This is a genomic window from Halomonas sp. SIMBA_159, assembly GCF_046536035.1.
In the GTDB taxonomy this organism is placed as follows: Bacteria; Pseudomonadota; Gammaproteobacteria; order Pseudomonadales; family Halomonadaceae; genus Vreelandella; species Vreelandella venusta_A.
Genome location: NZ_JAWJBT010000001.1, coordinates 236,044 through 254,683 on the forward strand (window position 1 = coordinate 236,044; position 18,640 = coordinate 254,683).

At 52.3% G+C, this 18,640-nt stretch carries 11 protein-coding genes, 1 tRNA gene and 1 pseudogene; 8 read left to right on the forward strand and 5 right to left on the reverse strand.

Annotated features, from left to right (window positions below):
• The first annotated feature begins 10 nt into the window (after positions 1-10).
• Complete coding sequence (locus R0J87_RS01145) at positions 11-799, forward strand: alpha/beta fold hydrolase (RefSeq protein ID WP_074211369.1); 789 nt, start codon at positions 11-13, stop codon at positions 797-799.
• Between the two features lie 234 nt (positions 800-1,033).
• Here R0J87_RS01145 and R0J87_RS01150 read toward each other — a convergent pair.
• From R0J87_RS01150 to R0J87_RS01165, 4 genes and pseudogenes are all read right to left on the reverse strand, one after another.
• A pseudogene (locus tag R0J87_RS01150) lies at positions 1,034-1,458 on the reverse strand (transposase); the annotation flags it as partial.
• Positions 1,459-1,845: 387 nt separating this feature from the next.
• Complete coding sequence (locus R0J87_RS01155) at positions 1,846-2,733, reverse strand: LysR substrate-binding domain-containing protein (protein WP_498883762.1); 888 nt, start codon at positions 2,731-2,733, stop codon at positions 1,846-1,848.
• 74 nt (positions 2,734-2,807) lie between these two features.
• Positions 2,808-4,667, reverse strand: coding sequence for a TRAP transporter permease (locus R0J87_RS01160; protein ID WP_498883800.1), 1,860 nt, complete (start codon positions 4,665-4,667; stop codon positions 2,808-2,810).
• 153 nt (positions 4,668-4,820) lie between these two features.
• Complete coding sequence (locus R0J87_RS01165; protein WP_498883764.1) at positions 4,821-5,816, reverse strand: TAXI family TRAP transporter solute-binding subunit; 996 nt, start codon at positions 5,814-5,816, stop codon at positions 4,821-4,823.
• 451 nt (positions 5,817-6,267) lie between these two features.
• Between R0J87_RS01165 and R0J87_RS01170 the strand changes: the two genes are divergently transcribed.
• From R0J87_RS01170 to hglS, 3 genes are read left to right on the forward strand one after another with little or no spacing between them, the layout of a single operon-like run.
• Complete coding sequence (locus R0J87_RS01170; protein ID WP_498883766.1) at positions 6,268-7,521, forward strand: 2-aminoadipate transaminase; 1,254 nt, start codon at positions 6,268-6,270, stop codon at positions 7,519-7,521.
• Complete coding sequence (ydiJ, locus tag R0J87_RS01175) at positions 7,518-10,640, forward strand: D-2-hydroxyglutarate dehydrogenase YdiJ (RefSeq protein ID WP_498883768.1); 3,123 nt, start codon at positions 7,518-7,520, stop codon at positions 10,638-10,640. The genes R0J87_RS01170 and ydiJ overlap by 4 nt, the downstream gene beginning before the upstream one ends.
• Positions 10,637-11,998 (forward strand): 2-oxoadipate dioxygenase/decarboxylase HglS, encoded by a 1,362-nt coding sequence (gene hglS, locus R0J87_RS01180; protein WP_498883770.1) that lies wholly within the window; start codon positions 10,637-10,639, stop codon positions 11,996-11,998. The genes ydiJ and hglS overlap by 4 nt, the downstream gene beginning before the upstream one ends.
• A 625-nt stretch (positions 11,999-12,623) precedes the next feature.
• On the opposite strand, the gene R0J87_RS01185 is transcribed toward hglS, so the two are convergent.
• Positions 12,624-14,186: an ATP-binding protein gene (locus R0J87_RS01185; protein ID WP_498883772.1), complete on the reverse strand. Its 1,563-nt coding sequence runs from the start codon at positions 14,184-14,186 to the stop codon at positions 12,624-12,626.
• 336 nt (positions 14,187-14,522) lie between these two features.
• Here R0J87_RS01185 and R0J87_RS01190 point away from each other — a divergent pair.
• The 4 genes from R0J87_RS01190 (at position 14,523) to R0J87_RS01205 (ending at position 18,637) form a co-directional block, all read left to right on the forward strand.
• Positions 14,523-14,593, forward strand: a tRNA-Leu gene (locus R0J87_RS01190).
• Positions 14,594-15,309: 716 nt separating this feature from the next.
• Complete coding sequence (locus R0J87_RS01195) at positions 15,310-16,584, forward strand: O-acetylhomoserine aminocarboxypropyltransferase/cysteine synthase family protein (protein WP_498883773.1); 1,275 nt, start codon at positions 15,310-15,312, stop codon at positions 16,582-16,584.
• A 335-nt stretch (positions 16,585-16,919) separates the two neighbouring features.
• A complete protein-coding gene (locus R0J87_RS01200) occupies positions 16,920-17,126 on the forward strand; it encodes a cold-shock protein (protein ID WP_159343401.1) in 207 nt (68 codons plus the stop codon).
• Between the two features lie 227 nt (positions 17,127-17,353).
• Positions 17,354-18,637: an MFS transporter gene (locus R0J87_RS01205; RefSeq protein ID WP_498883774.1), complete on the forward strand. Its 1,284-nt coding sequence runs from the start codon at positions 17,354-17,356 to the stop codon at positions 18,635-18,637.
• The last annotated feature ends 3 nt before the right edge of the window (positions 18,638-18,640 follow it).

The window sequence follows — 18,640 nt, forward strand, 5'->3', positions numbered from 1 at the left end:
GGAGGCAGACATGGCTTTTCATACCATCAACGGTCGCAGCGTGGCCTACCGACTGCTCGGCGCGGAAGTGAACCCACTTATCGTGCTGGCCCATCCGCTGGGCATGAGTCAGGCGGTATGGGACGACGTTATCCCCCTGCTTCTGTCTCGCTATCGAGTACTGACCTGGGATCTTCCCGGCCACGGCGCTAGCCAGGCGGTTAGCGGCGAGCAGATCACGCCCGCTGATTTAGCCGCTGAGGCTCTGGCATTGGCAGAACTGGCGGGCGCTGAGCGCTTTCACTTTGCCGGTACGTCCATTGGCGGTGTCGTCGGTCAGCAGTTGATTGCAGAGCATAGCGACCGCCTGCTCTCCGCTACGCTGACCAACACTGGCGCAGTGATCGGCAACCCGGATCAATGGAACACCCGCGCAGGCCGCGTGCGCCAGGAAGGCCTGGCGGCGATGTCTGAAGAGATTGTGCCGCGCTGGTTTGCACCAAAAGCGTTTGAGGCAAGCCTGGCGCTGAAAACGGGCTGGTGCACCCAGATGGGCCGTGGCGACGATGAGTCCTACGCCCAGCTGTGTGAAATGCTGGGCCGCGATACGTTCACCGGAAAACTAGCTTCTAAGAAAGTCAAAGTGCAGCTATTTGGTGGCAGTGAGGATATGGCCACCCCGCCCGCGACGCTAGAAGCCCTGGCGGCAGAACTCGATGGCGCGTCGCTGGAGGTTTTTGAAGGTGTTGGCCATGTGCCATCGGTGGAGGCGCCTGTGCTGTTCGCACAAAAGCTACTTTATTTACTCGCCGCCGATTGAGGCGATGAGGCTAATCAGTGGTGTTGCTTACATCACCTGCTTGCTGGCAATAAGGTAAGGTAGAAATAAGGTCGTGTGAACTCCACAACCGCCAATATGATCGATCAGCAGCGTAAAATGAAGTTGTGACTCAGCAGTTTTCACCTTTGACATCTCTATGGAGATTCCATAGAGATGTGCGTATCCTTCGATCAATTTCCCTGCACGGTCGAGAAACCCTCATACGTTCAGCTAGCAGCTGCGTGAGTAGGCGGTTACATTGCAAGGCTGCCCAATGTGGCCCCATATATAGGGTACCGATGAAGATTGTGAAAACCCTGAGTCGTCAAAATAATAGAACTCGTGCTCACCCTGGTACTGCCGCTGGAGTGAATTGATGAGGCCTTGGATGTTTCGGAAAACCGTCTCGTCACGCAGTGCAGTGAGTGTCGGATAGGCTTGAGTCTAAAGACATTTTGTTCAACGCTCGGCGAAGGGCCACCATGCTGACGTTCTTCCCCGTCTCTTCTTTAAAACTAGCCTGCAAGGACCGAGTCTGGTAAGGCTGTTCGGCGGTGAGTTCCTGCAATCTTTGATGATCGCTCTCGTCCAAAACAGGCGTGAGACCTGCGAGGCTTATCAATCCATCCATCGAGGCCTGTTGCTTCCAATTGATTGAGCTACCGTGATGCGACGTTGTAGCGATCATCCCACGTTCGCTTGCCTTCACTTCAGTATCACACTCTTCACTGAATAAGTTTTGCACACCACGTTTCTGCTTAAAGTAAGCCAGGGTGCGGAAGAAGCAGTCTTCACACAGATGCACCTGGTAGCGTTCAGTCATCGTGTTGAGATTCATAGCCCCTGTGTGCTTGAAGTGTGAAGTAAGAAGATGTTCTCTTCGTTTGTGCTTCTGCCCGATAGTTTCTCAATGCTTTTATAAAGATCAAGCGTATAAAAATATTAATCGCGTTAAGCTTTTAATGGGGGGAATGAAGTAGTTGTTTGGCACAAAGCAATGGCTAGTTGTTTAGCTAAACATAGCAGTGCTTAGTATTGTGCCAGTATCAAACACTAAGCTGGGTAACATGCTCTACAAAGCGTCGCACTTTGGCGAGTTCCCCCAAGTGTTCAGGGTAAACAAGATAATAAGCACTCTCACTAAGCAACCGATATGGCCAAGCGACTGCCAGTCGGCCACCTTCCAGCTCTTCATCGACGGTAAAGTGAGGAACCAGGGCGACCCCACCGCCTGCCATTGCCGTTCGCACCAGCATAGGAAAGGTCTCGAAGCGGGTGCCATGATAGCTACGGTCAGTGATGATCTCTTGGTTTGCAAACCAATGGTGCCATGCGTCAGGGCGTGTCGAGAGGTGAAGTAGCGGTAGTTGTGTTAAGTCATCCACTGACTGGATGGGGTGCCGAGCGAGTAATTCAGGGGAGGCAACCGCGACCATATCCTCATCAATAAGCTTATGACAAGCAAGGCTTGGCCAACTGCCATGCCCATAAAACAGAGCAATATCGATATCTTGCTGCTCAAGATCGAAATCTTTTACGCGGTCATGAAACTCCAAACTAATGCCTGGATTGGCGGCTAAAAAGGTGGGCAACTTATTGGCCAACCAGCGGCTACCGAAGCTAGGTAAGGTGGCGATTTTAAGAACCTCGCTATTACCGCTGTAGGTCATGATCGCTTGCGTCGACATCTCAATTTGAGTGAGCACTTTGCGTACGTCACTTAAAAAAATGGCCCCTTCTGGGGTTAGCAGCAGGCTACGTCGCACGCGACGAAATAGCTTGTGTTGCAAGGTGGCTTCGAGGTGCGCGACTTGTTTGCTGACAGCACTTTGGGTGAGGTTTAGCTCGTCTGCTGCGCGAGTAAAACTCATATGGCGTGCGGCTGCTTCAAAGCATTGCATAGCCGCCGTAGAAGGAAGATTGCGTGATGCCAAACCTGGCGCTCCTGATGACCTGAAAGCCGCCCCGGCGACTAAGCGCCGGGGGGAAGCTAGGCTTTTATAATGGCTCATTGGGCGAGCGTTGCAGCCTCCTGGGATTTATCAGGTCGGCGCGACTGAAGCCAGCCCACTGTCACCATGGCAAGCAAGCCTAAGCCGCTGGTTAGAAGCTCGGGTACCACCATGGCAAGTCCTGCAACTAACAATACCAGACGCTCCAAGAAGAATGAATCTCGCACAAAATAACCGAGTAGCGCGCTGCTGACGCCCATAATCCCTACGAGTGAAAAGAACAACGCGCTTAAAAGACCTAGCAGCGTAGGTTCGACTAATACCAGCACAGGATTATAAATGAAGGCATAAGGAATAATAAATGCACCAATCGCCAATTTAACGGCTGTAAAGCCGGTCTTCATGGGGTTGGCTTGCGCAATGCCCGCCCCCGCAAATGCAGCTAGACACACGGGAGGTGTAATATCGGCGATGATGCCGAAATAAAAGACAAATAAATGCACTGCCATTGGCGGAAGGCCGAACTCATTAATAAGCGCTGGTGCGGCAATCGTGGCAGTGACCACATAGTTGGCTGTTGTGGGTAACCCCATGCCCAAGACAATACAGGCAATCATTGTGAACAACAGCGCAAGTATCAAAACGCCGTCAGCTAAGCTAATAATGCCAGCAGCAAATTTTGACCCCATTCCTGTCATGCCTACCACGCCAGCGATAATGCCTGCGCAAGCGACCGCTGCGATCACTGGCAGTGCCACGCGCGCCCCTTTTTCAAAAATAACCAATATATCTTTTAACGAAGGGCGTGTTTCTTTGCGAGCCAAACTGACAGCAAACGCACATGCGATACCCAGTAGCGCTGCCCGTTGAGCGGTAAAGCCAACGCTAATAGTCGTAATAATGACGAGTAAAGGCAGCAACATGTAGCCTTTTGACAGTATCAGCTTACGCTTGCTGGGCAATTGATCTTTAGGAAGGCCGAGAATGCGATGACGTTTGGCTTCGAAATGCACCCCGATAAAAATACCCGCAAAATAGAGAATGGCGGGAATCAGCGCCGAAAACATGATTTCGCGGTAAGAGACGCCCACGTACTCCACCATGATAAAAGCCGCAGCACCCATTAAGGGCGGCATGATCTGCCCACCGGTAGAGGCTGACGCTTCGACGGCTCCTGCTACCTCGGGCTTGAAGCGGGCATTTTTCATCATAGGAATGGTGAAAGAGCCAGAAGCCACGGTGTTGCCGATAGAGCTTCCCGAAATCATACCCTGAAGCGAGCTTGCTATAACGGCAGCTTTGCCAGCCCCACCCGTAAAGCGCCCGGTTAACGCAAAGGCTAAGTCATTAAAGAATCGGCCGACGCCGGTATGCATCAGAACAACGCCGAAAAACAAGAACAAGAAGATAAAGCGCGCCGATATTTGCAGGGGCGTACCAAAAACGCCGCTTTCCCTAAACCATAAGTAGGGAGACACCTGCTCAAGAGAGAAGCCCGGATGAGAAAGCAAAGGGCTAGGGATCAAGTTGCCAAACAGCGCATAGAGAATTGCCAACGTAGCCATGACAACAATTGGCATACCAACAGTACGGCGAGTTGCTTCTAGTACAAACAGTACGCCGAGTGCGGCAATCGTTAGGTCAACGGCTGAATAGCCCGTAACCCTTGCACGCAGGACTTCTTCATAAAATAGGATTTTATAGTAGGCGGCAAAGGTGGCTACGAAGGCGAGTATTACGTCGTACCACGGCACGCAATTACGCCTGCCCGCACCGCGCGTTGCAGGGAATAAGATAAAGATCATCCCCAAGGCAAGCCCTAAGTGGACGGCACCTTGCTGCTGTGACGGTAGCGTACCAAAATAAGCGGTATAGAGATGAAAGCACGTCAGTGATACACCCATGAGGGTGATCAGCCAACCCCATTTGCCTAGCTGTAGTGCAGAACGTACTTGTGACTCACGATCATACTTTTCTAAAAGCGCCGCTTCGTCAGGAGTTTTTTTTTATCCACGATTAAACCTCATACATATAACGCCGCTGGCTTAGCCAGCGGCGAAAGGGGAACATCAATCGGTTAGATCACTTAGGCTGTCAATATTGGAGCGTTCACGGGTCACAATCTGAATGACTTCAGGGTAAATGTGTCCGATAAAGGCAACGTTATCAATCGCGCCACTTTCGAACTCTCCGCGTCCGGCAACGGCATCTTGTGCCGGTGCGTGTACGGTCATCCCGAGATCCATGCCGTTATCACGAATGCTGACCAGGTTTTCGATTGAAGCGCCAGTTTCAATATTGGTGAAGTTATAGTTTTCCAGGTAACGGTTCCAAATGGTGGCCATCTCACCGCCTAGAGGGTAGTAAGTGCCGCCTTGGCTACCGGTACCTAAAATAAACTCTTCTTTGGCTTCAGTTTCGCCAAGCTCCGCAACCGGGTTATTTACGGTGAGGCCTTGCTCTTCGTAATATTTTTTAGCACCGGGGTGAATGGGTAGACCTTCTGAACCATTGAGTGCATTTTCAAGGGTAATGAACGCAGATTGGGAGTGCGTGTTTTCTTCAGCATGTTCATGCATTAAACGCGCTAGTTCATAACCTAGGTCTTCATCAATAGTATTTGTGTTACCAACTAAAATGGCATAAGCCGTAATAGTGTTTACATCTTCACTTTGAAAAGCATAGCTATTAGCGGGAATCGTAAAGCGTTTATAGGCACTGTTCTCTTCAATATGGTCAATAGCGTCATCGCTTAAACTAATTAGGCGCGCATCGCCGCTCGAGGCTTGTAAGTTCTCGATGCTGCCAGAAGGTAAACCAAGAATACCGATAGAAATATCGATGTTGCCATCTTGCACACCGTCGAGTGCAGCACCAAACCCTTCTTGATAGGTATTGTACTTATCGCTACCAATACCGTAGGCATCAAAAAGTAGTTGAGAAACGCTTTGAGTGGTACTGGCAGGGGGCCCAATAGCGATATTAGGTTTACTCTCGCCACCACAGCCCGCTAATAAAAGAGTAGCGCCAACACCACACAGTGCTTTAGAGGGGAAATTCTTCATATTTACTCCTGCTAATTAAAATATTTGTAATAAAATTATGCTTAGCATGTTTTCGCAGCCCGGCCGACTGGGGTTCCGATCAGAAACAATGTCGCGAAACGGTAAGCGACTATTGTTCACGCATGAAGCCCTACAGACAAAAGAAATTAAGTTGCATACGCATTCCATTTTCTCATGAATTATGTTTTTCATAATTCCCTTATGTACCCGATAACCATGCTGTTCTATCAGCGTTATCAACATAGCGCATCCATCTATTAGTCATCTTTGTGAAATAGTTGCTGGCGACAAGTGAGTGCTTTGGAATGCTACTGTCTTTGCTTATAACTCAAGCATCAATTGTCTGTTCATTCCTACTTGGCATGCATTAGGCGTTTTTTTTCGTTTGTGATCTGCTATATGAAGCTGTTTTATAAGGGAACACACGTCAATTTCAGGAGTGTTTACGACGATGGATCTTCCCTACGTCAGCAGTGCATTAGGCATCCTTCATCCGATTTGTATTACTAAAGGGCGTAATGCAGAGGTATGGGATGAGGCAGGGCAGCGTTATATCGATTTTATTGGCGGTATTGGTGTACTTAACCTAGGGCACAGCCACCCAGCGGTTGTAGAAGCTGTCAAGGCCCAGGTCGAAACACTCATGCATTCGGCTTTTAACGCCTTGCCTCATCGTGGTTATTTTTCTGTCGCAGAACGTCTTGACCATTTTGTGCCGGTTTCTTATCCGCTGGGGTGCATGCTGACAAACAGTGGTGCGGAATCGACAGAAAATGCATTGAAAGTTGCCCGTGGTGTCACGGGTCGTCAGGGCGTGATTGCATTTGACGATGGTTTCCATGGCCGCACGTTGGCTGCGCTCAATTTGAATGGGAAAGTTAAGCCCTACAAAGCCGGTTTAGGCGCGCTCCCTGGCCCGGTTTATCACCTGCCTTTTCCTAGCCAGGATAGTGGGATATCCGCCGAGCAGTCATTGGCGGCCCTAGAGCGTGTATTTGACGTAGAGATTGCCCCCAGTGAAGTGGCTTGTGTCGTCGTTGAACCTGTTCAAGGGGAAGGCGGTTTTCGCTTACTTTGCCCCCAGTTTGCTAAAGCGCTGCGGGCAATCTGCGATCAGCACGGTATTTTATTGATTTGTGACGAAATCCAATCAGGCTTCGGACGAACCGGTAAACGCTTTGGCTTCAGTCACCTCGGCATCGAGCCCGACCTGATTCTGTTAGGAAAAAGCATTGCCTCAGGTCTTCCTCTGGCTGCTTTGGTAGGGCGTAAAGAGTTAATGGATGCCTTACCCAAAGGCGCGTTGGGAGGCACCTATTCAGGCAATGCGGTTGCGTGTGCAGCTGCATTGGCAGTGATGGATATCATGCAAGACGAGGCGCTAAGCGAATGGGGTAATGCCCAAGAAGCTGCGATTGTGGGTGCTTACCAGCGCTGGAAAGCAAGCGAGCGTTTTCCCATGCAAGGGGCCATGACTGGTGTTGGCGCGATGCGCGGTATCGTCTTTGAAGACACCGAAAATGCCACCGGTGGAGAGCACTTAGCTAACTTGTTGGTCGCGGGACGTGATGCTGGCGTTTTGTTAATGCCCAGTGGTCGCAAGCGTAACGTTTTACGCTTATTACCGCCATTGACCACTGAAACAGACGTTATGGCAGAAGGGCTAGGGCTCATCGAGCAAGCGCTGGAGAAGCTCGAAGCATGATCGCAATGGTCAGCGAAGTGGCAGTTCAAAGTGAGTATGTTGAATTTCTCGAAGCCCTACGTGCCCGCGGGTTTGAAGGCGAAATCGCGCCGGATTACGCCAACCGCACCGTGCTGGCGACGGATAACTCGATTTATCAGCGCCTGCCCCAGGCGGCGGTATTTCCCAAACACGCCGAAGACCTAGAGCGCCTTGCCAAGCTCGCCTCCGAGCTACCTCATCGGGATATCGTCCTCACCCCGCGGGGCGGCGGCACCGGCACCAACGGCCAGTCGCTGACCGATGGCATCGTGGTGGATGTCTCCCGCCACATGAACCAAATTTTTGAGATCGATGTGGCTGCCCGCCGGGTGCGGGTACAGGCAGGCGTGGTCAAAGACCAGCTAAACGCCGCGCTAAAGCCCCATGGGCTGTTTTTCGCCCCTGAGCTATCGACATCCAATCGCGCCACCATTGGCGGCATGATCTCCACCGATGCCAGCGGGCAAGGTAGCTGCCAGTACGGCAAAACCCGCCACCACGTGTTAGAGCTGGATACGATTCTGCTCGGCGGGCAGCATTTACACAGCCGCTCACTCAGCGCGGAAGAGGAGCAGCAGGCGCTGGCTCAAGCAGGCGTGCTGGGTAAAGTACACCAAACCGCCGCTGCGATTATCGATCAACAGCGGGAGCTGATTGATTCGACGTTCCCGCCGCTCAACCGCTGCCTGACCGGCTACGACCTGGCGCATCTGCGCGAAGAGGGCCAGCTTAACCTGAATAGCCTGCTGTGCGGTTCGGAAGGCTCTCTGGGCTTTTTAAACGAAGCCGTGCTCAACGTCTTGCCGATCCCCCAGCACTCCACGCTGGTCAACGTGCGCTACCCGAGCTTTATGGATGCCTTGCGGGATGCCAAAGCGTTGATGGCCAGCAGCGCGAAGCCAACGTCCATTGAAACCGTGGACGACACCGTGCTGCAACTGGCGATGGAAGACTTCGTTTGGGACAGCGTGGCGGAATTTTTCCCGGCGGGCAGCACGCCCATTCAGGGCATCAACCTGATCGAGTTCAACGACGATGACCCCGAACAGCTGGCAGCGCGTGTAAAAGCGTTTACCCAGCACCTTAGCCAGGATGCCACCGTGGAGCGGCTAGGCTACACCCTGGCGGAAGGCCGCCCGCAGATCCAAAAAGTCTATGCCATGCGCAAACGCTCGGTGGGTCTGCTGGGTAACGTTCAGGGGGAGAAGCGTCCGCTGCCGTTCGTGGAGGACACCGCTGTTCCGCCGGAACACTTGGCCGACTTCATTACCGAGTTCCGCGCCGCGTTGGATGCGCGCAAGCTCTCTTACGGCATGTTTGGCCATGTGGATGCGGGGGTGCTGCACGTGCGCCCGGCTCTGGATATGAAAGACCCCGCCCAGGAAGCGCTGATTCGCGAGATTTCTGATGAAGTCGCTGCGCTCACCCAGAAGTACGGCGGGCTGCTGTGGGGCGAACACGGCAAAGGCGTGCGCTCCGAGTACGGGCCGAAGTTCTTCGGTGAGCTTTACCCCTGCCTGCAGCAGATAAAAGCGGCCTTCGACCCACACAATCAGCTCAACCCAGGCAAGATTGCTTCGCCTTCTGACAACACCGCGCTGATCGCCAAAGAGAGCGACCCGGAACTGCTCACCGTCGATGGCGTGCCCATGCGTGGCCAGCTAGACCGCACCATTGACGAGCGGGCCTGGCAGGCCTATGACGCAGCGGTGTACTGCAACGGCAACGGCGCTTGCTACAACTACGATGTGGACGACCCCATGTGCCCATCGTGGAAGGCCACCCGCGACCGCCGCCACTCCCCTAAAGGCCGCGCCAGCCTGATTCGTGAATGGCTGCGCTTGCAGTCGCAAGCGGGCATCGACGTGGTGGAAGAGTCGCGCAAAAAGAAAGCCGAGCGCACCTGGGGCTTTATTAAAAGCTTCCCCAAGCGGGTGATGAACACCGTTAGCCGCCAGCAGCACCACGACTACTCCCATGAAGTCTACGACGCCATGGCGGGCTGCTTGGCGTGTAAGTCCTGCGCGGGCCAGTGTCCGATCAAAGTCAACGTACCGCAGTTCCGCTCACAGTTTTTAGAGGTGTATCACGGCCGCTATCTGCGCCCGCTGCGGGATTACGTGATTGGCGGCACCGAATTTATGCTGCCTGCGTTAACCAAGATGGCCCCGCTATACAACGCCACCCTTGGCCAGCGCTGGGTAGAACAGCTGATGCAGAAGGGGCTCGGTATTAGCGACTCCCCCGCGCTATCTCGCGCTAGCGTGAAAAAACAGCTGCGCGCCTGGGGCGTTGCGGAAGCCACGCCCACATCGCTTGCGCTACTCACCGAGCAGCAGCGGGCCAACAGCGTAGTGATTGTGCAAGACGCTTTCACCACCCACTTTGAAGCCAAGCTGGTGATGGATGTGGTAGAGCTGCTATCGCGGCTGAACCTGCGCGTGTTTGTCATGCCGTTTTCCGCCAACGGCAAGCCGCTGCACGTACAGGGCTTTTTAGGTGCCTTTGAGCGCACGGCAGAAAAGCAGGCCAAACGCCTTCGCGCGCTTAGTGAGTTCGAGGTGCCCATGGTAGGCATCGACCCTGCCATGACGCTGACCTACCGCCAGGAGTACGTGAAAGCGCTGGGCCCTGAGCAAGTGCCGAACGTACTGATGCTGCAGGAGTGGTTAGCGACCCGCGTCAACACCCTCGCCCCCGGCCAGCTAACGCTCAAAGACCCAGGCTTTAAGCTGCTTTCCCACTGCACCGAAAAAACCAACGCGCCGGGCAGCCCAAAAGCGTGGCAGCAGGTATTTGCAGCGTTTGGTTTGCAGTTAGAGCTGGCCACCACGGGCTGCTGCGGCATGTCCGGCACCTACGGCCATGAGACCCGTAACGTCGCCACCTCTAAAACGATTTATGCCCAGTCGTGGCAGCCCCAGGTCGAAGCAGAGGAGAACGCAGGCAAGCTGCTCGCCACCGGCTACTCCTGCCGCAGCCAGGTGAAGCGCTACTCGGCGCAAACCCTGCCGCACCCGCTCCAGGCGCTATTGGCGCAATTGATGTCGGCACCTCATCGTTATCCCAACAATAGGCAAGAGAGAGCAACGAAATGACCAAACCGAATCTTCTTTCAACCAATGATGTTCGCGACCGTTTCTCTAAAGCGATGTCGGCCATGTATCAGGCCGAAGTGCCGCAGTACGGCACGCTGCTGGAACTCGTCGAACGCGTTAACCAAGAAACCCTAAGCCAGCAGCCGGAACTTCACCGCCGCCTGGAAGCGCAGGGTGAGTTGGCCCGCTTGAGCGTAGAGCGCCACGGGGCGATTCGCGTGGGAACCGCTGCAGAGCTTTCTATGCTGCGCCGCTTGTTTGCCGTGATGGGCATGTATCCAGTGGGTTATTACGATCTTTCTGAAGCGGGCGTGCCGGTTCACTCAACCGCTTTCCGGCCCATCGACGATGACGCGCTGGCGATGAACCCGTTCCGTATTTTTACCTCGCTACTGCGTTTAGAGTTGATTGAAAGTGAGGCGCTGCGCCAGCGTGCCGAAGAGATTCTGGCTCAGCGCGATATTTTTACCCCAGGCGTGCGCACGCTTATTGAGCGTCATGAAACCCAAGGTGGACTAACCAGCGAAGAGGCCGATCAGTTCGTAAAAGAAGCCCTGGAAACCTTCCGTTGGCATCAGGATGCCACGGTGGATCTGGAAACGTACCAAGCTCTACACGATGAGCACCGCCTGATTGCCGATGTGGTGTGCTTTAAAGGGCCACATATTAATCACCTCACACCACGCACCCTGGATATCGACGACGTACAGCGCCGCATGCCGGACATGGGCATGAACCCTAAAGCCGTCATTGAGGGGCCGCCGCGTCGTGAGTGTCCCATTTTGCTGCGCCAAACCAGCTTTAAAGCGTTAGAGGAATCCATCCGCTTTGCCGGTGACGCTCAAGGCACCCACACCGCTCGTTTTGGTGAAATAGAGCAGCGCGGAGTGGCGCTAACACCAAAAGGCCGTGCGCTTTATGACCAGCTGCTGACTGAAGGCCGCAAGCAAACCGCAGGGTTAGATAACGCCGCACACCAAGCGGTGATGAAAAACGTATTCGCCAAGTTTCCTGATAACGACGAGGCCATGCGCCGTGAGGCGTTAGCGTATTTTCACTATCATCTGACCGAGAAAGGCCAGGTCGCGGGCGATATTGGCAATGCCGATATGGAGACGTTAATCGCCCAGGGCTTAGTGGAAGCGCAGCCGATCACTTATGAAGATTTTCTGCCGGTTAGCGCGGCGGGGATTTTCCAGTCTAATCTGGGCGGTACAGATAGCGAAGCCTATGTGGGTAACGCCAATCGTGATGCATTTGAAGAAGCGTTGGGAACTCAGGTGACAGACGAATTATCGCTCTATGCAGAGCGCGAAAATGGCTCTAAATTGAAGGTGCTGGAAAGCTTGAAATATTAAATCGTTGCTTTTAGCAACACATGCAGCGCAAGCCTGTGCTGCATGTGTTTTTTTGAATATGAATATCATTGGAGCCTTACAGGTTGCTTGCACAAAAGTAGCTTAAGAATACGTGCTCCTTGGCAAATGCTTACTCACAATGCATCAGTTTATTAGTGCTATAGCTAATAGTAGTGCGACATGTTGGGGAGGTAAATTTAATATGCTAACCGCTGCTCTCATGATATTGGCGTTTTCGATATTTTTTAGCTGTTTTGTTAGTTGTCTCATTTATTTTGCTAGGCAAAGAGATAAAAAGGAAAAGTCGTAAAATCTTTTAAAAGAGCAGAATAGATTGAGCTCGACCTTAATGACAGCCTAGCTGCTAAGTGGACCCAATATGCAGTGACATAATGCGATCGAGCCGCAAATTACAATCTAGGTGGTTTAATGCAAATGGCTGTAGTGTGTTGCAAAAAAATATCCTGTCAGTAGAGAGCTATATATGGTTCTGATTCAGGTACAGGAAACGGAGCGCTAAGAGACAAGCTTAAGATACGTCTATTGACGTTTTGTTAACAGGCTGGCCTTTGTGCCCAGTTTTTTCGTCGAGCTTAAGTAGTGGACTATGATGAACAGCAGCGTACTACAGCGTCTCCACGTCAAACGCTACGATTTGCCGTTGAGCGCTGGAAAACTCTACGCCTACTAAGTGAATAGGCTTGCCGCTAGCACGGTACTTGTCGGCATAGCCCTTGGTTTTGATCTGCTCAATCGCTTTGCCTTTAGGCAGTTGTTCAACCACCTTGAATTCAAACAGGTAAACATGCCCGTTAAAGTCGATGCTCATATCCACTTTGCCGTGGTGGCTGGCGTCTTCCACCGTCACATTCACACCCAGCGCGGCGAAGTGGCTGTAAAACACGCTGGCGTAATGGCCTTCGTATTGGGCAATGGGATTGTTGCGGTACCAGTCGTGTGGCAAACCGGCATAAAGCGCTTTGAGGTGGGTTTCCAGGCCTTGGAGGTCGTGCGCTTGCAAGTTACGGAACAGCGTAAGTCGCTCCCGAGGAGGGGTTTGCACACCCAGCACAGGTAAAAGCGCTTGGTTAAGGCTGGTTTCCACCTCAAGGTTGGGGTAGCCCAAGGTGTAGAGCCAATAACCGGTCATCGGCTCCTCGACAGCATGCGCGGTAAGGTAGCCCGTTTGGAACAAGAGCGCTTCGGTGGCGATATGGTCGACATCAAAGCGGCCTAACAATTCGGCTTCTGTTTGCAATTGGCTCAAGGCAGGAGTGAACACACCGCGTTTTTTTAGCAGTTCTACTAAAAACGTAGGGGTAGCGCTTTCAAACCAGTAAGGGGTGAATTTCCGCTCTTCTAACAATAGCAATACATCAAACGGGTTATAAACGCTGGACACGTCTTGCCCGCCCCAGCGATAGCCGTTGTACCAGCGGCGAATCTCGTCACGCTCAAGCCCAGGCAGTTCAGGCGCAAACACCGTATCCACATCGTGGTCGGTATAGCCACAGATAGCGGCATAGTCTGATGAGAGTGTGATGTCGCGCAGATTGTTCAGCCCTGAAAACAGGCTGACTTTGCTGAACTTGGAAACGCCGGTCAGCAGTACAAAGTGCAGGTGGGGGTCGGCATCTTTCAGCACGCTATAGAGGTTTTTCAGACCTTCGCGCAGTTCGCGCGCCCTATCGCTATCGAGAATATTATCAAGGATGGGTTTATCGTACTCGTCGATCAGCACTACTACGCGTTGACCGTGAACACGATGCGCTTGCTCAATCAAGCTAGCAAAGTCGTCCGCAATACGCTTAGGAGGCGTCGACGTAATCTGCAGACGTGCACGCTGCTGCTGCAACTGATATCGAATGTTCGCATCTAGGTCCTCTCTGTCAGCCGCCACTCCATTGCCAAAGCTTAAACGCACCACCGGGTATCGCTGCTGCCAGTCCCACTTGTCGTGAATATATAACCCGTCAAATAGCGCTTCGCGGCCTTCAAATAGGCAGCCCAGGGTATCTAGCAGCAGGCTTTTGCCAAAGCGACGCGGGCGGGAGAGAAAATAGTATTTGTTTTGGTTCGCCAGCTTTTCAATGAACGGCGTTTTGTCGACGTAGTAATAGCCGCCTTCTCGGATATCCGAAAAAGTTTGAATGCCTATAGGCAGCTTACGACGATGAGCAGCTGGCATGCTGGCCTCCAATGCTGAACCGATGAAACACAGGACAGTTTAGCACGGTGGCGATAAGGGCAGGTGGCGCGTATGGAGCTGTGTTTTTTTGCATAGGTACTGCTGGCGTTCTACGCGTAGCCGAATCAATTAAAGGAGTCCGTAGTGCGCGGTGACCAGAGGTCAAATTTGGTAGAAAACAGGACACAGAAAAGTCACGGTGTGTGCCAACGTTTTGACAATGGAGGGCACAGAATGGCGTTAATGGGTGTGATAGAGAAGATTTGAAATGCATTAGAATGTTAATTAAATTGTTGTTTTAAATATTGTTTATTGGTTTTTTGACGGTGGGGAAGGGCGATGCTTGTGCGGCTTAAACCGGCCTCCGAAGCCGAAGGTCGCAGGTTCAATTCCTGCCGGGCGCGCCAAACATATCAAGGGCTTACGTTAACGCGTAAGCCCTTTTGTTTTGGCTGTGACCATCCTGTGACCAAATCGTGGTCACAGCATCTTCGTTACATGACTCGTATGTCCATTCGATTATGATCTTTGGTCTTTTCTTGCTACTGGGTATGTGTAAGCGCGCCGCTTTTGGCACTAAATTACGCGGTAATTAGCATATCCCTGGATCCTTAATGAATGCTGGTTTCACGGCTTAATTAGAACTATTCCCCTGCAGTATTTCTGCCATGTTCAATAATTGTTTGTGATACAAAAAGCTCTATGAAGTCTAAAAGGGCATCAGGCAGCTCTCGCCGCGTGATAAATTCATTTTTTAAGTTGCCATGCGACTCCGTAGTCCAAATTGATGCGAGTACTCACTGATTGAGTTTGGTGGCGCACTGCCACCGCATCGTTCATTTGCTGCTGGGTGAAAAAAGGTGATGAACGCATGTCCTGTCCTTGCCGTTGTATATGTCGTTATGGGTATAGGTAACGCTAAGCGACTTGGCGGGCAGGAACGAGTGCTTAAACCGGTGAGTTTGTTGCTTTCAAAGCAACGGTGGCTGATCAAGCGTGTATTGACTGTTGGTGACAGCGCCACATCGGCCAAAAAGAGCTCGTCAGACTAAACGACGTTGGCCTTCATCTGGGGGCTTGTTTAGGATCAGAAGGATTCTTTATTTAACAGCGAGCCACCTCTATGAAGCCGGAAACGATTGCTCTCCACCATGGTTACGCGCCAGATAACCAGCACGCCGTCGCGGTACCTATCCATCAAACCACCTCTTTTTCGTTTGATAGTGCGCAACATGCGGCGGATTTATTTGACCTTAAAGTAGAGGGGAATATTTATTCGCGCATCATGAATCCCACGTGTGCCGTATTAGAGCAGCGTGTTGCGGCCCTTGAAGGAGGGATCGCGGGGTTAGCCGTGGCGTCGGGCATGGCAGCGATTACCTATGCCATCCAAACAATTGCCGAAGCGGGCGATAACATTGTTTCAATTAGCGAGCTGTATGGCGGCACCTACAACCTTTTTGCCCACACGCTGCCACGCCAAGGTATTCAAGTGCGGTTTGCTGACAAAGACGACATCGCCGGTATTGAAGCGCTGATTGACGATCGCACCAAAGCCGTTTTTTGTGAAAGCATTGGCAACCCTTCTGGCTGTGTGGTGGACCTCCAGAAGCTGGCCGAAGCCGCGCATCGACACGGTGTTCCTGTGATTGTGGATAACACCACCGCCACCCCGTTTTTGTGTCGCCCGATTGAACATGGCGCAGATATTGTCGTTCATTCTGCTACCAAATATATAGGCGGCCATGGCACCACGGTGGGCGGCGTTATTGTGGATTCGGGTAAGTTTCCCTGGGCTGACAATGCCCAACGCTTTCCGCTGCTCAATGAGCCTGATATTTCGTACCATGGCGTCAGCTATACACGCGATGTGGGCGACGCGGCGTTCATTGCTCGTGCCCGTGTGGTGCCTTTACGCAATATGGGAGCGGCGCTTTCAGCACAAGCGGCTTGGAACTTGCTGCAGGGGTTAGAAACCTTATCGCTGCGTATTGAGCGCATTTGCGCGAATGCGCACGCGGTTGCATCACATTTAGAGAACCACCCACTGGTGACATGGGTGAAATATGCAGGCCTAGAAAGTCATGCCGACCATACCCTTGCCCAACACTACATGAACGGACACGCATCAGGCATTTTGAGCTTTGGGATCAAAGGCGGGCAAGCTGCCAGTGAGCGTTTTTATGATGCATTGACCCTGATTTTGCGCCTAGTAAATATCGGCGATGCGAAGAGCTGCTCGTCTATTCCCGCGTCTACTACCCACCGCCAGCTCAACGAGCAGGAGCTCAAAGCAGCGGGCGTTACTCCGGATATGGTTCGCCTCTCGATAGGGATTGAGCATATTGAGGATCTGCTTGCAGATATTGATCAAGCCCTCGCTGCTTCGCAGGTATAGTACGCCCTCTCTGCGGTCGCTCTGCATGACGTGCTTGGCATTGCGACCGCAGGGGGCGATACCGCCCTTGATGCGTTAACGCATCAATATTCGACATGATGCATCGAAAGATAAAGAGCATAAACAGTGAGATAAAGCAGATTATAAAATTGTTCTGCTGATACGGTTGACGTAATACTGACAGAAGCGCAGACTGCCCTTCGTTGGTTAGCAAGTTGCACGTTGTCAGTTGTATCGAAGCATTTAGCGTTTGAGCCTGGTGAAAGTTTCTTGTTGTACCCAATGTAACTCGGGTATTTCCCGGCATTTATTTCGCTAAATCGAGGATTTCGATCATGGCAACTGGTACTGTAAAGTGGTTTAACGACGCAAAAGGCTTCGGCTTTATCTCTCCTGAAGCGGGCGGCGACGATCTGTTTGCTCACTTTTCCGAAATTAAGGCTGATGGCTTTAAATCCCTGCAAGATGGTCAAAAGGTTGCTTTTGATGTCACGCAAGGGCAAAAAGGCCTTCAGGCATCTAACATTCAAGTGATGGATTAATCACATAGATTGAATGTTAGCGGCCGGCTTAGCCGGTCAGCTTTAAAAACCTCGCTTATGGCGGGGTTTTTTGCGTTTTAAACAAGGATTAAATTTTTAATTGGCAAAGCAATTTGTGCATGGCTTTTATTAAACGGTGACGTTAACGCATTGCTCTTCACGAGCGGCACTTGCAAGATGGCCTCGGTATCTACATTCAGGCAAAGTGCGGCGGTGGAGTGCTCTGTATGAAAACCTTATCGAACATAGGCTTTGCCTTTTTTGGGGCCGCGCTTGTGGCGATTAGCTACGGGCTGGCGCGCTTCGCATTTGGCCTTTTCGTGCCGTCTATGAGTGCAGAGCTGTCAATAACGCCGAATGTCATCGGCATTATCGGGGCGCTGCCGTTTGTCAGTTTCGTACTGGCTACGCTCGTTGCACCCCTTGCTGCTGATTGGTTGGGCGCCCGGTATTTGGCCATGCTGTCGGGTTTGATAGGGGCCGCTGGTTTGGCCCTCATTAGTCAGGCGAGCAGCGCGCTGATGCTGGGTAGTGGCGTCTTCGTGTGTGGTATTTGTACAGGCTTAATGATGCCTGCCCTCACGGCTGCTATGCAGGCGTTGGTCAGCCGTAACATGCACGGGCGCGTCAGCTCCATCATGAATGCTGGGACGAGCATCGGCATTATGGTGGCCGTGCCTACGGTGGTGTTTCTCTCAGATGCATGGCGCGTTACTTACATCGCGTTTGCGGTACTAGCTGGTTGCGGTGTGTTGGCGGCTTGGCTGTTTATTCCCTCTGTGTCACGCGTGGTTCCTGCGAATGCTGCGCCTCCCCCGCCTCTTACGCGGCAGCAGTGGTCGCGCCTAATTCGTCTTGCTTTATTTGCATTTGCCATGGGCTTTGTATCGGCACCGTATTGGCTATTTGCACCGGATCTTCTGGTCTCGTTGGGCGGCTTGTCGGGGCATTTAACTGGCTGGCTGTGGTTTGCCGCTGGTCTGGCTGGATTGGGTGGGGCCGTGGTGAGTGATTTAGCGGATAGAAATAATCCGCCGATCACGCAAGCGCTCATGTTAATGATGCTCTCTGCCAGTTTGGTGCTGCTCGCCGCTAGTCCTAGCCAGTTAGGTTTAGCGATGTTTTCTGCCTTGGTGTTTGGCGGGGCTTATATGAGTTTGACGGGTTTGTATTTAATGACCGGTATTCGCCTCTTACCTGGGCGTCTTTCCATGGGGCCTGTGTTGCCGTTTATTGCTTGCGCGCTGGGCCAAGCAGTGGGGTCGCCTGTTATTGGTACATTGGTTGATACACTTGGTTATGCGAATGCGTTTTCTATTTTTTGTGTCGTTGGGGTATTCGTTGCGCTGATGTCGCCTATTTATCCTGGGCATATCGATTACTGGACCGAGGAGGCCACCTTTCAACCGGAAAGCGAAGAAGAAACGGGCCTTCAGGCGGCCTACGACCAGCAGCTGCTAGATGAAAATGGCGAGCCCTATGAGGAGAGTCTTGCTTCTGAGCAGAGCTGACCG

Excerpts from the sequence above, each read along its gene's own strand:
- R0J87_RS01200 (WP_159343401.1), top strand. The coding sequence starts at position 16,920 with ATGGCAACTGGTACTGTAAAGTGGTTTAACGACGCAAAAGGCTTCGGC.
- R0J87_RS01170 (WP_498883766.1), top strand. The coding sequence starts at position 6,268 with ATGGATCTTCCCTACGTCAGCAGTGCATTAGGCATCCTTCATCCGATT.
- R0J87_RS01195 (WP_498883773.1), top strand. The coding sequence starts at position 15,310 with ATGAAGCCGGAAACGATTGCTCTCCACCATGGTTACGCGCCAGATAAC.
- hglS (WP_498883770.1), top strand. The coding sequence starts at position 10,637 with ATGACCAAACCGAATCTTCTTTCAACCAATGATGTTCGCGACCGTTTC.
- R0J87_RS01205 (WP_498883774.1), top strand. The coding sequence starts at position 17,354 with ATGAAAACCTTATCGAACATAGGCTTTGCCTTTTTTGGGGCCGCGCTT.
- R0J87_RS01145 (WP_074211369.1), top strand. The coding sequence starts at position 11 with ATGGCTTTTCATACCATCAACGGTCGCAGCGTGGCCTACCGACTGCTC.
- ydiJ (WP_498883768.1), top strand. The coding sequence starts at position 7,518 with ATGATCGCAATGGTCAGCGAAGTGGCAGTTCAAAGTGAGTATGTTGAA.
- R0J87_RS01165 (WP_498883764.1), bottom strand. The coding sequence starts at position 5,816 with ATGAAGAATTTCCCCTCTAAAGCACTGTGTGGTGTTGGCGCTACTCTT.
- R0J87_RS01185 (WP_498883772.1), bottom strand. The coding sequence starts at position 14,186 with ATGCCAGCTGCTCATCGTCGTAAGCTGCCTATAGGCATTCAAACTTTT.